The 14062-nt window shown below is 71.9% G+C and carries 11 protein-coding genes and 1 pseudogene; 6 read left to right on the top strand and 6 right to left on the bottom strand.

Going from position 1 to position 14062, the window contains the following annotated elements:
- On the top strand, positions 1-840 hold an 840-nt coding region (locus tag ABZ281_RS14140), incomplete at its 5' end, for a His/Gly/Thr/Pro-type tRNA ligase C-terminal domain-containing protein (protein WP_356655299.1).
- A 108-nt stretch (positions 841-948) separates the two neighbouring features.
- Here the strand turns inward: ABZ281_RS14140 and ABZ281_RS14135 are convergent.
- From ABZ281_RS14135 to ABZ281_RS14125, 3 genes are read right to left on the bottom strand one after another with little or no spacing between them, the layout of a single operon-like run.
- A complete protein-coding gene (locus tag ABZ281_RS14135; protein WP_356655297.1) occupies positions 949-1848 on the bottom strand; it encodes an aminoglycoside phosphotransferase family protein in 900 nt (299 codons plus the stop codon).
- A 48-nt stretch (positions 1849-1896) separates the two neighbouring features.
- A complete protein-coding gene (locus ABZ281_RS14130) occupies positions 1897-2361 on the bottom strand; it encodes a ferritin-like domain-containing protein (RefSeq protein WP_356655295.1) in 465 nt (154 codons plus the stop codon).
- The gene (locus ABZ281_RS14125) at positions 2358-2897 is read right to left on the bottom strand and encodes a hypothetical protein (RefSeq protein WP_356655293.1); all 540 of its coding nucleotides are present in this window, start codon (positions 2895-2897) and stop codon (positions 2358-2360) included. Before ABZ281_RS14125 ends, ABZ281_RS14130 begins: the two co-directional genes overlap by 4 nt.
- A gap of 217 nt (positions 2898-3114) precedes the next feature.
- On the opposite strand from ABZ281_RS14125, the gene rimP reads away from it, so the two are divergent.
- The 4 genes and pseudogenes from rimP to ABZ281_RS14105 all read left to right on the top strand — a co-directional run.
- Positions 3115-3615 (top strand): ribosome maturation factor RimP, encoded by a 501-nt coding sequence (gene rimP, locus ABZ281_RS14120; RefSeq protein WP_356655291.1) that lies wholly within the window; start codon positions 3115-3117, stop codon positions 3613-3615.
- Positions 3616-3617: 2 nt separating this feature from the next.
- Positions 3618-4616, top strand: a complete 999-nt coding sequence (gene nusA, locus ABZ281_RS14115; protein ID WP_356655289.1) for a transcription termination factor NusA — start codon at positions 3618-3620, stop codon at positions 4614-4616.
- A 102-nt stretch (positions 4617-4718) separates the two neighbouring features.
- Positions 4719-5015, top strand: a complete 297-nt coding sequence (locus tag ABZ281_RS14110) for a YlxR family protein (RefSeq protein ID WP_142158921.1) — start codon at positions 4719-4721, stop codon at positions 5013-5015.
- Between the two features lie 145 nt (positions 5016-5160).
- Positions 5161-5850, top strand: a pseudogene (locus ABZ281_RS14105) (translation initiation factor IF-2 N-terminal domain-containing protein); the annotation flags it as partial.
- Positions 5851-5854: 4 nt separating this feature from the next.
- On the opposite strand, the gene ABZ281_RS14100 reads toward ABZ281_RS14105, so the two are convergent.
- The 3 genes from ABZ281_RS14100 to ABZ281_RS14090 form a co-directional block, all read right to left on the bottom strand.
- Positions 5855-10804: an NAD-glutamate dehydrogenase gene (locus ABZ281_RS14100; protein WP_356655287.1), complete on the bottom strand. Its 4950-nt coding sequence runs from the start codon at positions 10802-10804 to the stop codon at positions 5855-5857.
- A gap of 458 nt (positions 10805-11262) precedes the next feature.
- Entirely contained in the window at positions 11263-11928 is a 666-nt protein-coding gene (locus ABZ281_RS14095; protein WP_356655285.1) for an HAD family hydrolase, read from the bottom strand.
- A 69-nt stretch (positions 11929-11997) separates the two neighbouring features.
- Entirely contained in the window at positions 11998-12513 is a 516-nt protein-coding gene (locus ABZ281_RS14090; RefSeq protein WP_356655283.1) for a hypothetical protein, read from the bottom strand.
- A gap of 730 nt (positions 12514-13243) precedes the next feature.
- Between ABZ281_RS14090 and ABZ281_RS14085 the strand changes: the two genes are divergently transcribed.
- A complete protein-coding gene (locus ABZ281_RS14085; RefSeq protein WP_356655301.1) occupies positions 13244-14050 on the top strand; it encodes an Rv3235 family protein in 807 nt (268 codons plus the stop codon).
- Positions 14051-14062: the final 12 nt, after the last annotated feature.

Genomic DNA, 14062 nt, shown 5'->3' with positions numbered 1-14062 from the left:
GTGAAGCTCGACGGCGAGATCGTCGCCGTCGGCGTCCCCGGGGACCGCGAGGTCGACATGGACAAGGTCGAGGCGCACTTCGCCCCGGCCACCGTCGAGCTGGTCACCGAGACGGACTTCGCAGCCCGCCCCGAGCTGGTCCGCGGCTACGTCGGACCGCGGGGCCTGGAGAAGGTCACGTACATCGCCGACCCGCGGGTCGCCCCGGGCACGGCCTGGATCACCGGCGCCAACAAGGCCGGCACGCACACCAAGAACGTCGTCGCCGGCCGTGACTTCGAGGTCGACGCCTACGTCGACGTCGTCGTCGTGCAGGAGGGCGACCCCTGCCCGAAGTGCGGCACGGGCCTCGTCCTCGACCGCGCCATCGAGATCGGCCACATCTTCCAGCTGGGCCGCAAGTACGCCGACGCCCTCAAGCTCGACGTCCTCGGCCAGAACGGCAAGCCGGTCCGCGTCACCATGGGTTCCTACGGCATCGGTGTCTCCCGCGCGGTGGCCGCCCTGGCCGAGCAGAGCGCCGACGACAAGGGCCTGTGCTGGCCCGCCGAGGTGGCCCCGGCCGACGTCCACGTGGTCGCCGCCGGCAAGGCCCTGCAGACCGAGCTGGCCCTCGACATCTCCGGGAAGCTGGCCGCGGCCGGTGTCCGCGTCCTGGTCGACGACCGTCCCGGCGTCTCCCCGGGCGTCAAGTTCACGGACTCCGAGCTGATCGGCGTACCGAAGATCCTGGTGGCCGGCCGGCGCGCGGCCGACGGCGTGGTGGAACTGAAGGACCGCCGCACCGGCGAGCGCGAGGAACTGACGGTCGAGGAGGCCGTCGCCCGCCTCACGGCGTAGCACCGACAGGCCGACCGGGCGGACTGGCCGAATCAGTCCGCCCGGTTTCAAGGACGGGGTCCGAGTCGGCGGCCGAGGCGCAGTACGCGGATCCTCCGCGTCGACGCCCTACAGCCAGCTCGCGAATTCCAGCAGCAGCTCCGCATCGCGCGGCCGTCCGACCCGCCCCGCCCGCACGCCCGACTCCACGGCCCGGAACAGCGTCCAGCCCCGCAGCCGCTCCTGGTCCACGTCCAGGGACTCGGCGAGCCGCTTCACCCGGCGCCGGGTGGTGGCCGCGCCGGACGGCTGGGCGATCAGGTCCTCCACCCGGTCCCGGACCAGCCGGGCCAGATCGAAGGCGCACTCGCCGACCACCGGGTCGGGCCCCACGGCCAGCCACGGCATCCGCTCGCCGCCGAGCACTTTGCTCTGCCGGAACGTGCCGTGCAGCAGCCGGTGTTCGGGCGGCGCGGCCAGCAGCTCCTCGCGCGCCGCGAGCGCCAGGTCGACCAGCGGGGCCACCTCGGGATCGGCCCGGGCCCGGGCCCGCATCGCCTCGGCCTGCCGCCCGGTCCGGTCCGCCACGGTCTCGAAGGGGAAGTCGGCGGGCGGCTCCACCCACAGCCGCCGCAGCGTCCCCGCCGCCTCCAGCAGTGCCTTCGCCTCCGGCAGCGACCGCACCGACACGTCCGGATGCAGCCGCTCCAGCAGCAGGACCCCCTCCGCGGAGAAGGGCTCCAGCAGCTGCACGGCACCCCGCCCGGCCCAGTGCGCCAGCGCGGCCCGTTCCGCCTCGGGGCGGGCCCGGCCCGGTGCCAGCTTGAGCACGGCGGGCGTCCCGTCGGCGGCCCGCACCAGGACGACCAGGCTGCTGCGCCCGCCCGGCACCTGCACCCGCTCCACGGTCAACTCGCGTAGCGCGACGGCCTGCTGCGCCGCCTCGGGCAGCTTCTCCAGCCAGTCGTCACCGTCCGGTGCCGTCTCACCGAGCGCCCTGACCAGACGCTTCGGCGGTTCGAAGACCATGCGCGAGTCGTTCCCTTCATGCTGTCCGCGGTGCGTGCCCGGCCCGGGTCACGCCGTCGGCGCCGCCGAGGGCGGGGCCGTGCCGGCCCGCTCGGGGAGCCCAGGGAAGGCTACGCTCTCGCCGCGCCAGCGCACCGCCCGCACCGCCGCCTCCCGCAGCGCCTCGGCGGCCAGCGCCCGCCGTCCGCCGCCCGCCGCGCGCACCAGGTCGGCATACACCCCCGCCACCCGGTCCTCCAGCTCGGCCGCGAGCCGCACGGCCGCCGCCGGGTCCGGCACCTGGAAGGGCAGCGCGTAACCGGCGGACGCGGCCACCGGCCGGCCCCCCAGATCCTTCACCTCGCGCACCAGCGCATCCCTGCGCGCCCGGTGCGCGTCGTACGCCGTGTGTGCCTCGGTGCGCTGCCCGGCGCCGATCCTCCCGCCGACGATGCCGTAGCCGTACACCGCAGCGTGCTCGGCCGCCAGCGCCGCCTGCAGGGCCCGCAGCTCCCGGTCCTTCTCCTCGCTCACGCGTCACCCTCCGTCAGCAGATACACGTGCGCCGCCCCGGCCGCCGCCACCGACGCCAGCAGCCGTGCCAGCTCACCCGGCACCCCGCCGAGCGCCTTGGCCCGACGGTCGGCGAGCTCCCGCTCCGCCGCGGCGAGCCCGGCGAGGGCGTCCTTGTCGTTTCCCGGCACGGTCGCGGACGGAGAGGGAGAGGCCGACGAGGTCTCCGAGGAAGATGCGGAAGGGGACGCCGAGGGCGATGCCTTCCGGCCACCGCCGAACGCCCGCGCGTGCCGTACGACCTCTTCGCGCAGCGGCCGCAGCCGACCCGCGAGCCCCGGCCGGGCGGCGATCACCGCGTCGTAGCGCTCCAGCAGGCCCTCGCTGTCCCGGGCCGCACGTGCGCGTGCCCGGTCCGCCGCCGACGAGCCGTCGCCGGCCGGTCCGCCGGAGTCCTCGCCGGTGCAGCCCGTCAGGACGAGGGCCGCCGGGGCGACGGCGAGCACACTCCTTCTGCGCGGCCCCGAGCGGGCGCGCGGCGATGAGGGGAAGGGCACGTCAGACGTCCTCGGGGGCTCGTTGCGAGAAACATTCGTAAAAGCGGGGACTGCAAGGGCTGCACGCCCGTGATCACGGTACCCGGGCCCTCGCCCGGCATCACTCAGCGGCACCGTTCGTGACCGGGTGGACGGCAACACTCCCCGCGACCGGATACCCTTTGACCAGACACGCGCCCCAACCCACAACAGCACACGCGGCCGAGGAGTCACCCGGATGAGCACCACCCAGAGCGAGAGGCTGCGAGAACTGCTGGAGCCGCTCGTCACCTCCAAGGGCCTCGATCTCGAAGAGATCGAACTGGACTCCGTCGGACGCAAGCGTGTGCTGCGCGTGGTGGTCGACTCGGACACGGGCGCCGACCTGGACCGGATCGCCGATGTGAGCCGCGCGCTCTCGGCGAAGCTCGACGAGACGAACGCGATGGGCGAGGGCGAGTACACCCTCGAGGTCGGCACCCCGGGCGCGGAGCGCCCCCTCACGGAACACCGGCACTACATCCGTGCCACGGACCGGCTCGTGAAGTTCCAGCTGGCCGAGGGCGGCGAGCTGGTCGCCAGGATCCTGAAGGTCGACCAAGAGGGTGTCGACACCGAGGTGCCCGGAGTGAAGGGCCGCAAGGCCACCGCCCGCAGACTCGCCTTCGACGACATCGTCCGGGCGCGTGTCCAGGTCGAGTTCAGCCGCAAGGACAACAAGAAGGAAGAGGAGGCGTAGCCGTGGACATCGACATGAGCGCCCTGCGGGGCTTGGTTCGGGAGAAGGAGATCTCCTTCGACCTGCTGGTCGGGGCGATCGAGTCGGCCCTCCTCATCGCCTACCACCGCACCGAGGGAAGCCGCCGCCACGCGCGCGTGGAGCTCAACCGGGAGACCGGCCATGTGACCGTGTGGGCGAAGGAGGACCCCGACGACCTCGAGGAGGGCCAGGAGGCCCGCGAGTTCGACGACACCCCGTCCGGTTTCGGCCGTATCGCCGCCACCACGGCCAAGCAGGTCATCCTGCAGCGCCTGCGCGACGCCGAGGACGACGCGACGCTCGGCGAGTACGCCGGCCGCGAGGGCGACATCGTCACCGGCGTGGTCCAGCAGGGCCGCGACCCGAAGAACGTGCTCGTCGACATCGGCAAGCTCGAGGCCATCCTGCCGGTGCAGGAGCAGGTGCCGGGGGAGACGTACCCCCACGGCATGCGCCTGCGCTCCTACGTCGTCCGTGTGGCCAAGGGCGTCCGTGGGCCCTCCGTCACCCTCTCGCGCACGCACCCCAACCTGGTGAAGAAGCTCTTCGCCCTCGAGGTGCCGGAGATCGCCGACGGCTCGGTGGAGATCGCCGCGATCGCCCGTGAGGCCGGTCACCGCACGAAGATCGCCGTACGGTCCACCCGCTCCGGCCTCAACGCCAAGGGCGCCTGCATCGGCCCCATGGGCGGCCGTGTACGCAACGTCATGGGCGAGCTGAACGGTGAGAAGATCGACATCGTCGACTGGTCGGAGGACCCGGGCGACATGGTGGCGAACGCGCTGTCCCCGGCCCGTGTCTCCAAGGTGGAGATCGTGGACATGGCGACCCGGTCGGCCCGGGTGACCGTGCCCGACTACCAGCTGTCCCTGGCCATCGGCAAGGAGGGGCAGAACGCCCGCCTCGCGGCCCGGCTGACCGGCTGGCGGATCGACATCCGCCCGGACACGGAGCCGGCCGGGAGCAGCTCCGAGGAATAGATCCAAGCCGCGGGCCGTTCAGATCACGACAGGTTCATGCGCGCCAACTGTTCGAATCCTGCCCCAAAGGGGTGAGGCGCGCACGGGGAGGTAGACTTAAAGGTGTCTGGCCGGACGCGCGCCCGTGCATGCCCTGAACGCACCTGTGTGGGGTGTCGGGAGCGAGCGGCCAAGGCCGAACTGTTGCGGATCGTGACGATCAAGGACGCATGCGTTCCTGATCCACGCGGTACGCTGCCCGGCCGGGGTGCGTACGTACACCCCGCACCGGTCTGTCTCGACCAGGCGGTACGCCGCCGGGCGTTCCCGAGGGCACTGCGCGTCCCGGGGCCGCTCGACACAAAGGCGTTGCGCCGATACGTCGAGCAGACAACAGTTGCCGAGCAGGCAACACGGTAAGACGTGCCGTACGGAACCCCGTGCGGCTAGGTACCTCGCGAGTCGAAAGCAGGTCGAGATTGCGATGAGCACTCGATGAGTACGCGATGAGTACGCCCATGAACTAGCGACGGTCCGGACGCAACCCGGACCTCAAAGGAGCGAAGTGGCTAAGGTCCGGGTCTACGAACTCGCCAAGGAGTTCGGCGTCGAGAGCAAGGTCGTCATGGCCAAGCTCCAGGAACTCGGTGAATTCGTCCGTTCGGCGTCTTCGACAATCGAAGCGCCTGTTGTACGCAAGCTGACGGACGCCCTCCAGCAGGGCAACGGAGGCGGCAAGTCCGCCCCTGCCCGCAAGGCTGCCCCGGCGAAGCCGGGCGCCCCCTCTCCCGCGCAGGCTGCCCGTCCGGCCGCCCCGCGCCCGCCGGCCCCCAAGCCGGCTGCCGCCGAGAAGCCCGCGGCTCCGGCCGCGCCGGCCACTCCCGGCCCCCGTCCCACCCCGGGCCCGAAGCCCGCGCCGCGGCCTGCCCCGGCGTCCCCGGCTCCGACCACGCCCGAGTTCACGGCGCCCCCGGCGGCTCCCGCCGCGCCGGCCGCCTCCCAGGGCCAGGGCTCCGGCCCGCGTCCGGGCGCCCCGCGTCCGTCCGGCCAGTCGCCGCGTCCGGGTGCTCCGCGCCAGGGCGGTTCCGGCCAGGGCGGCCAGGGCCGCGGTGACCGTGGCGACCGTCCCGGCGCTCCGCGTCCGGGGGGCGGCGCCCCGCGTCCCGGCGCCCGTCCGGCGGGTCCCCGTCCGGGCAACAACCCGTTCACCTCTGGTGGCTCCACCGGCATGGCGCGCCCGCAGGCGCCCCGTCCTGTGTCTACGAGTGCGTGCGCAGCAGCGTCCTCATCGTGCGCATGGCCACCGACAGGTTGGCCAGGTCGAACGCGTCGGAGCTCTGGATGTCCTCCAGTGTGGTGCGGGCCCGGCCCAAGATCGCCGCGTTCTTCTGCTCCCACGCCTTGAAGCGCTGCTCGGGCGTCGAGGTGCCGTTGCCCACCGCCAGGACGTCCGCTGTCAGTGCCGCGTGCGCCGCATACAGGTCCTCGCGGATCGCCGCGCGGGCCATGGACTGCCAGCGGTCGGCGCGGGGCAGCTCGATGATCCGGTCCATGAGCTGGGTGATGCGCAGCCGGTCGGCGAGGTCGTAGTAGACCTCGGCGACGTCCAGCGGCTCCCGGCCCATGCGGTCGGCGATCGAGACGATGTCCAGCGTCGGGAAGGCCGAGGAGAAGCCCGCCACCCGGGTGGCCAGTTCGGCCGGGACACCGGCGCCCGTCAGCTCGTCGTAGATCTTCTGGTACCACTCCAGGTCGGCGCCGCGCAGCAGCTTCGGCAGCTCACCCCAGACCTGCTCGACCCGTTCGGCGAAGAAGTCGACCGTCCCGGCGAGCTCCAGCGGCTGGGGCCGGTTGTTGAGCAGCCAGCGCGTGCCGCGCTCCACCAGGCGGCGCGCGTGCAGCCGGATGCGGGTCTGGACCCCGGCCTCGACCTTGTTGTCGAGCGCCTCGACCCCGTCCCACACCGGGGACTGGCGGAAGATCGCCCGGGCCGCGGTCTGCGCCCGCACGATCTCCTCAAGCGACGCGCCGGTCTCCTCGCGCAGCCGGTGCAGATACGTCGTACCGCCCGTGTTCACCGTGTCGTTGACCAGCACGGTCGTGGTGATCTCACGGCGCAGCGGGTGGCAGACGAGGTGCTCGGGGAATTGCTCGCGCAGCTCGGTCGGGAAGTACGAGTGCAGCAGGGTACTCAGGTACGGGTCGTCCGGCAGCGAGGTGTGCAGCAGCTCCTCGGCGACCGTGATCTTCGTGTACGCCAGCAGCACGGCCGTCTCCGGGCCGGTCAGGCCCTGGCCCTGGGCGAGCCGCTCGCGGATCTGCCGGTCGGTGGGCAGGAACTCCAGCGCCCGGTCGAGGTGCCTCTCCCTGACCAGGTGCTTCATGAAGCGCTGCTGGGCGTGGAGCATGGCGCTGGACTGGGCGAGGGCGTTGGCGATCGCCGTGTTCTGCGCGTAGTTGTTGCGCAGCACCAGTCGGCCGACCTCGTCGGTCATCTCGGCGAGCAGCTTGTTGCGCTGCTTGACGGTCATGTCGCCGTCCCTGACCAGGCCGTTGAGCAGGATCTTGATGTTCACCTCGTGGTCGGAGGTGTCCACGCCGGCGCTGTTGTCGATGGCGTCGGTGTTGATCCGGCCGCCGTGCAGCGCGAACTCGATCCGGCCGAGCTGGGTCAGGCCGAGGTTGCCGCCCTCGCCGACGACGGCGACGCGCAGGTCCTTGCCGTCGACGCGGATGGCGTCGTTGGCCTTGTCGCCGACGTCCGGGTTGGACTCGGTGGAGGACTTGACGTACGTACCGATGCCGCCGTTCCACAGCAGGTCCACCGGCGCGTGCAGGATCGCCTTCATCAGGTCGGCCGGGGTCAGCTTGGTGACCTTGGCCTCGATGCCGAGGGCCTCGCGGATGTGCGCGTTGACCGGGATCGCCTTGGCCGTGCGCGGGAAGATGCCGCCGCCGGGCGACAGCAGTTCCTTGTCGTAGTCCTCCCAGCTGGAGCGGGGCAGCTCGAACAGGCGGCGGCGCTCGGCGTAGGAGGTGGCGGCGTCCGGGTCCGGGTCGATGAAGATGTGCCGGTGGTCGAATGCGGCCACCAGGCGGATGTGCTCGGAGAGGAGCATGCCGTTGCCGAACACGTCACCGGACATGTCACCGATGCCGACGACCGTGAAGTCCTCGGTCTGGCAGTCCACGCCCATGTCGCGGAAGTGCCGCTTGACGGATTCCCAGGCGCCGCGGGCGGTGATGCCCATGCCCTTGTGGTCGTAGCCGGCGGAGCCGCCCGAGGCGAAGGCGTCACCGAGCCAGAAGTTGTAGTTCTCGGCGACCCCGTTGGCGATGTCGGAGAACGTCGCGGTGCCCTTGTCGGCGGCGACGACGAGGTAGGTGTCGTCCTCGTCGTGCCGGACGACGTCCGCCGGGGGCACGACCTCACCGGCGACCATGTTGTCGGTGATGTCGAGCAGCGCCGAGATGAACGTCTTGTAGCTGGCGACACCCTCGGCGAGCCACGCGTCCCGGTCCACGGAAGGATCGGGCAGTTGCTTGGCGACGAAGCCACCCTTGGCGCCGACCGGCACGATGACGGTGTTCTTGACCATCTGTGCCTTGACCAGGCCGAGGATCTCGGTGCGGAAGTCCTCACGCCGGTCGGACCAGCGAAGGCCACCGCGCGCGACCTTGCCGAAGCGCAGGTGCACGCCCTCGACACGCGGCGAGTACACCCAGATCTCGAACGCCGGGCGGGGTGCCGGCAGATCGGGGATGGCCTGCGGGTCGAACTTCATGGAGACGTAGTCGTGCGGCCTGCCGCCCGCGGCCTCCTGGAAGAAGTTGGTCCGCAGCGTCGCCTTGATGACCGTCAGGAAGGACCTGAGGATCCGGTCCTCGTCGAGCGAGGCCACCTGGTCGAGGGCCGCGTCGACCTCCTCCAGCAGCGCATCCACGATCTCGTGCCCCGCGCGCTGCCGGTCCGGCGACATCCGCGCCTCGAACAAGGAGACGAGCAGGCGGGTGGTGTGAACGTTGTTGCGGAGGGTGTCCTCCATGTAGTCCTGGCTGAACGTCGACGCCGCCTGGCGCAGGTACTTGGCGTACGCGCGCAGCACCACGGCCTGGCGCCAGGTCAGCCCGGCGCTCAGCACGAGGGCGTTGAAGCCGTCGTTCTCCGCCTTGCCGGTCCAGGTGGCGGCGAAGGCGTCCTGGAAGCGCTCGCGGGCGTCGTCGCCGAAGTGGTCCCCGCCGTTCGCGCGGGGCATGCGCAGACCGAAGTCGTAGATCCAGGCCACGCTGCGGTCCGAGCAGCGCAGTTCGTACGGCCGCTCGTCGACGACCTCGACACCGAGCCGGTTGAGGACCGGCAGGACGGCCGAGAGGGAGATCGCGTCGCCCGTGCGGTAGATCTTGAAGCGGCGCTCCTCGGGGGCGGCGCCCACCGGCTCGTACAGGCTGAGCGCGAAGTCCGTGCCCTCCTCGGCGTTGAGCTGCTCGAGATGGACGAGGTCGGCGACCGCGGCGCGCGGGTTGTGGTCGGCCTTGTAGCCCTCGGGGAAGGCGCGCGCGTACCGGCGCATCGCCTCGGCCGCGTACTCCTCCCCTAGCTCGGCGTTGAGCGCCTCGGCGAAGGCGTCCTCCCAGGAGCGGGCGGCCTCCACCAGCCGGGCCTCGATGCGCTCCTTGTCGGAGTCGGACAGCTCCGGCAGTTCGGTGCCCTGCGGGACGCGGACCACGAAGTGCAGCCGGGACAGGATCGACTCGGTGTTCCAGGCCGTGAAGTCGACGCTGATGCCGCCCAGTTCCTCCTTCAGGATCTCGATGATCCTCAGGCGTACGGCCGTGGTGTAGCGGTCGCGCGGGAGGTAGACGAGGGCGGAGTAGTAGCGCCCGTACTCGTCCTGGCGCAGGTAGAGCCGGAGGCGCCTGCGCTCCTGGAGGTAGAGGACGGAGGTGACGATGGACCGCAGCTCGTCGGCCGGGGTCTGGAAGAGCTCGTCGCGCGGGTACGTCTCCAGGATCTGCGTCAGGTCGCGGCCGTCGTGGCTGTTGGGTGAGAACCCGGCGCTCTCCAGGACCTCCTCGACCTTGCGTCGGATGACCGGGACCCGGCGCACGGACTCGGTGTAGGCGGCGGAGGAGAACAGCCCGAGGAAGCGGCGCTCTCCGATGACGTTGCCTTCGGCGTCGAACTTCTTGACGCCGATGTAGTCCAGGTACGACGGCCGGTGCACGGTCGCCCGGCTGTTCGCCTTGGTCAGCACGAGCAGCTTGTGCTCGCGCGCCTTGGCCCGGGCGTCGGCGGGCAGCCGCTCGAACGACGGGCTGACGGGGTGGCTCTCCTCCCCGGCGTGCTGCGGGTCCGCGCGCAGTATGCCGAGCCCGGTGCCGGGCACGGCGGCCAGCGAGTCGTCGTCGCGCAGCTGGTACTCGCGGTAGCCGAGGAAGGTGAAGTGGTCGTCGGCGAGCCAGCGCAGCAGCTCGCGGGCCTCCTCGACCTGAGGTCCGGGCAGGTCGGCAGGGATGGACTCGTCCGGCAGCCCCTCCGCCAGCCGGATCGCCGCTTCCCGCATCTTGCCCCAGTCCTCGACGGCCTCACGGGAGTCGGACAGCACGCGCAGCAGGTCGGCGGTGATCTGCTTCAGATCGGCACGGTCGGTCTCACGGTCCATCTCGACATGGATCCAGGACTCGACGTGCGCGTCGTGCGGAAGGTCGCCGGTGGCCGGGGTCGACAGGACCTCGATGAGCTTGCCGGTGACATCGCGCCGCACGACGAACTGGGGGTGGATGACGACGTGGATCCCGCGTCCCTGACGCGTCAGCTCATTGGTGACGGAGTCGACGAGGAAGGGCATGTCGTCGGTGACGACCTCGACCACGGAGTGGCTGCAGGTCCACCCGTTCTCTTCCACCGTCGGGGTGTGCACCCGCACGTTCGCGGTGCCCTGGGGTCGGTTCTCGGCCAGCCGGTAGTGCGAGACGGCAGCTCCGAAGACATCGACCGGGTCGCGGTCGGTGAGGTCCTCCGGGGCCGTGTGCAGGTAGTAGCGCTGGAGGAACGTGAGGAGGGTCTCGCGGTCCGGGGCCTTCTGGGCGTCTGGGGTCTCCTCGCCCGTCGACCCGGTCGGTAGGTGACCCCCGACCGGGCTGTTCTCAGCTACCCGGGCGGCCCTCTCGAGCAACTCGGCCTTGGCTTCGTCCAGCTTGGTCTGCATTGTCCTCTGGCTCCTGTCGCGCGCCGTTGCGTGACGTAGAAGGAAGTACGGCCTCTGCGCTTACGACCTCACGTCGTGACACGGGGTATCCGGTCTCTTTCGACGCTATGCCGCAAGGTGAGATGAGCGGGGGTGTCTGAGCCATTCTTGAGCTGCTCCACCGGTGTGACGCTGCTCTCTGCGACGCCCGAATCCTGGTGATGCTCGGGGTCCCGGGAGTCCTCGATGCCACGTCCCGCCCGCGAAGACCAGCGACCGCCGCCCGGTCACGGATGTCGTCCGTGCTCTCCGGGCGCAGGGCAGGGACGACGACGTCCCCGCGAACTATCGCGCTGATCACGCCACCAAGGCTATCGCTCCTTACAGGGGCTCCGTCATGAGCCGTATGTGTACAAAACCAGCCCTGGAAGTTTGACGTTCTGCACAGTGTCGCTACGGGTTCCGGTCAGGTGCACCCGTCAGGCCGCGAGCCGCTCTGCCTCAGCAACCGCTTCCTCAAGCGTGTCCACGACAGGAACACCGACGGTTTCCAGACTCACCCGGCTGTGTGAGCCGCCGGTGTACAGCACGGCCCGGGCCCCGACGTGCAGCGCGGCGACCGCGTCGTCCGCCGCGTCCCCGATCACCACGGTCCGCTCCGGCGCCACGCCGCTCAGCGACGCCAGGTGCCGCACCATGTGCTCGGCCTTGCTGCCCCCTGACGGCCCGGTCCGCCCGTCGACCCGTATGAAGTGGGGCTCGATGCCGAATCCCCGCACCAGCGGAACCAGCTCCTCGTGCACGTACATGCTCAGGATCGACTGGCTGCGCCCCGCCGAGCGCCACCCGGCCAGCAGCTCCGCGGCCCCCACCGTCAGCCCGCACGCCGTCCGGTGCTCGGCGTAGTACCGGTGGAAGATGTCGTCCATGGCCTCCCACTCGGCCTGGGTCGGCAGCCGCCCCATCAGCCGCTCATAGAACTTCGGCACCGGTACGCAGTACAGCTCCCGGTACGTCTCCAGCGTCAGCGGCTCCAGCCCCAGGTCGGCGAAGGCCGCGTTCGTCGCCCCGATGATCGCGTCGATGTCGTGGAACAGCGTCCCGTTCCAGTCCCAGACGATGTGCGCGCCCGTCTTCATCCCCATGCCCAAAAACGTACCCGCCCGCACTGACAATCAAGAGAACGGCACCTCAACACGCCCCCCGCGGCCGGTTCAGACCCCGCGTCCCACCAGGTTCGCGATCTCCTGCGTGGCGAACCACAGCAGCTCGTGGTCCTCCGCCCCGTCCACGGCCGACTGCGCTTCGCCGTCCCCGCGGTCCGCCGCCGGCAGCGCCTCGGCGGCCGCCGTCACCCGGGCCTGCACGTCCGCCGCGTCGACGTGCACGGACGCGGCCTTGCCCAACGGCACCGGACCCGCGACCCGCACCTCTCCCGGCTCCGCGGGGTCGAGCGCCGGGTCGGTATCCGCAGTCACGGCCCGGTCGGCCACGTCGACGGCGATCACGACCCGGAGCCGTGGGGCCTCGGGCTCGGCCGCCAGCAGCCGCAGCGAGGCCAGCGCGGCCCGGCCGAGCGCCGCGTACTCCAGTTCCTCGACGTCGTCGGACGCGTACCACTCCCGCAGCCCGGGCGTCACGGCATAGGCGACGAACGCATCGGCTCCCAGCTCACCCGTCTTGTACGCCTCGGCGAGACCGGGGAGGGTCAGGGGCACGTAGACACGCATGGCTGGCCGCTTTCGTGGTCGTGGTCGGAGGGCCCCGGAGAGCTCCGGAGGGCCTTCAGGATACGTGCGGGGCGTCCCCTTTCGAGTCCCGCCCCGGGACGCCGGACGCGTCCACTCCGCGCCCGGAATTCACCCGGCACGCCCCCGCCCCCTCGGGCTCCCTCCCCCCGACACCACCCGGATAGGTGAACATTCCGGCGCCCGCGACCCGGATCCCGCTTCCTTGCCGCAGTCCCCGTCGACCCCGTACAAGATCACCAACCAGAAGTTACTCCCCGGTATCCACCGGGCCCACGAAACGGGGACCCCCATGCACAAGGTCATGACCAGGACCCGGCCCCGCCCGGCCACCCACCCGTCGGCGAGCACCACGCCGCGCACATCCACCGGCACCACACCTGCCCCGGGCAGCACCGCCCCACGCACCACCGCGAGCGCGACACCCCGCCCACCGGCAAGCACCGCGTCCGGCACCCCCGGCAGCGCATCACCCCGCACCTCCGCGCGCACCACCCCCCGCGCCCCCGGAAGCACAGCACCCCACCCGCCTGCGAACACCGCACCCCGCGTGCCCGCCGGCACCACCGCCCCGCGCTCTCCGGCGAGCACCACGCCCCGCGCCTTCGCGAACTCCACCCTCAGCGCCTCCGGCAGCGCAGCACCCCGCCGACCTGCGAGCGCCGCCGCATCCGGCGCCCCTGGCAGTGCCACACCCCGCGCCTTCGCGCACATCGCATCCTCAACCCCCGGCAACACAGCGCCCCGCCGAGCCGCGAGCACCGCACCCGGCGCTCTCGGCAGCCTCGCTCCCGACGCCCCGGGCCGCACCACGCCACACGCCCCCGCGAGCACCCCACGCCGCACCCCGGCGAACACCACACGGCCCACCCTCGGCGGCACCGGATCCGCGCCGCCCGTCCCCGCCGGTGCCGCGCCCCCGCGTTCCCCCGGCAGCGGGCGCTCCCGGCCTCCGGCTGCGGGCGGCCGTCCACCGGCCTCCGTCCGCGCCAGGGCCTCCCGTACCCGCCCCGCGGACACTCGGCCACCCTCCCTCTCCGCGATCCGCACAGCCGCCCGCAGGGCCGCGGGAACAAGCACCGACCCGGCGCCGCGCACGGACGTCACCGCCCCGGCCTCCGCCTCCACCGAAGCCGCTCCGCGCGTCCCGGCTCACGGGCCCCGGCACGCGGCGATCCCCCAGCCCCTGCCGACCGACCTCTTCGCCGACCTCCTCGTCGCCGTCCTGAGCGGCCACCGCCCCGTCCACTCGATGCTCCGCCACACCCGCGGCCGGGCCTACGACGAACTGGCCTGGCTGGCCGAACGCGGTCCCCTGCGCACCCGCGGCGCCCGCCCCGTCGTCCGCGACATCGGCTACTGCGAACCCCGCCCGGGCGCCATCGAGGCCTTCGCACGCATCGGCGCCGGCGACCGGCTGCGCGCCATGGCCTTCCGTCTGGAACTCGGCCAGGACCTGCGCTGGCGCTGCACGGCGGTGGAACTCGGGCCCCGCCCGCCCCGCCCGGAGTCCGACTGAGGCGCGCAAAGC

Source organism: Streptomyces sp. NPDC006265 (assembly GCF_040613555.1).
Classification (GTDB): Bacteria; Actinomycetota; Actinomycetes; order Streptomycetales; family Streptomycetaceae; genus Streptomyces.
This window is presented reverse-complemented; position numbering and strand designations above follow the sequence as displayed.

Bases quoted from the DNA above. Each gene is read 5' to 3' on its own strand.
- ABZ281_RS14135 (WP_356655297.1), bottom strand. From the start codon at position 1,848: ATGGTCTTCGAACCGCCGAAGCGTCTGGTCAGGGCGCTCGGTGAGACG.
- rimP (WP_356655291.1), top strand. From the start codon at position 3,115: ATGAGCACCACCCAGAGCGAGAGGCTGCGAGAACTGCTGGAGCCGCTC.
- ABZ281_RS14095 (WP_356655285.1), bottom strand. From the start codon at position 11,928: ATGGGGATGAAGACGGGCGCGCACATCGTCTGGGACTGGAACGGGACG.
- ABZ281_RS14100 (WP_356655287.1), bottom strand. From the start codon at position 10,804: ATGCAGACCAAGCTGGACGAAGCCAAGGCCGAGTTGCTCGAGAGGGCC.
- ABZ281_RS14090 (WP_356655283.1), bottom strand. From the start codon at position 12,513: ATGCGTGTCTACGTGCCCCTGACCCTCCCCGGTCTCGCCGAGGCGTAC.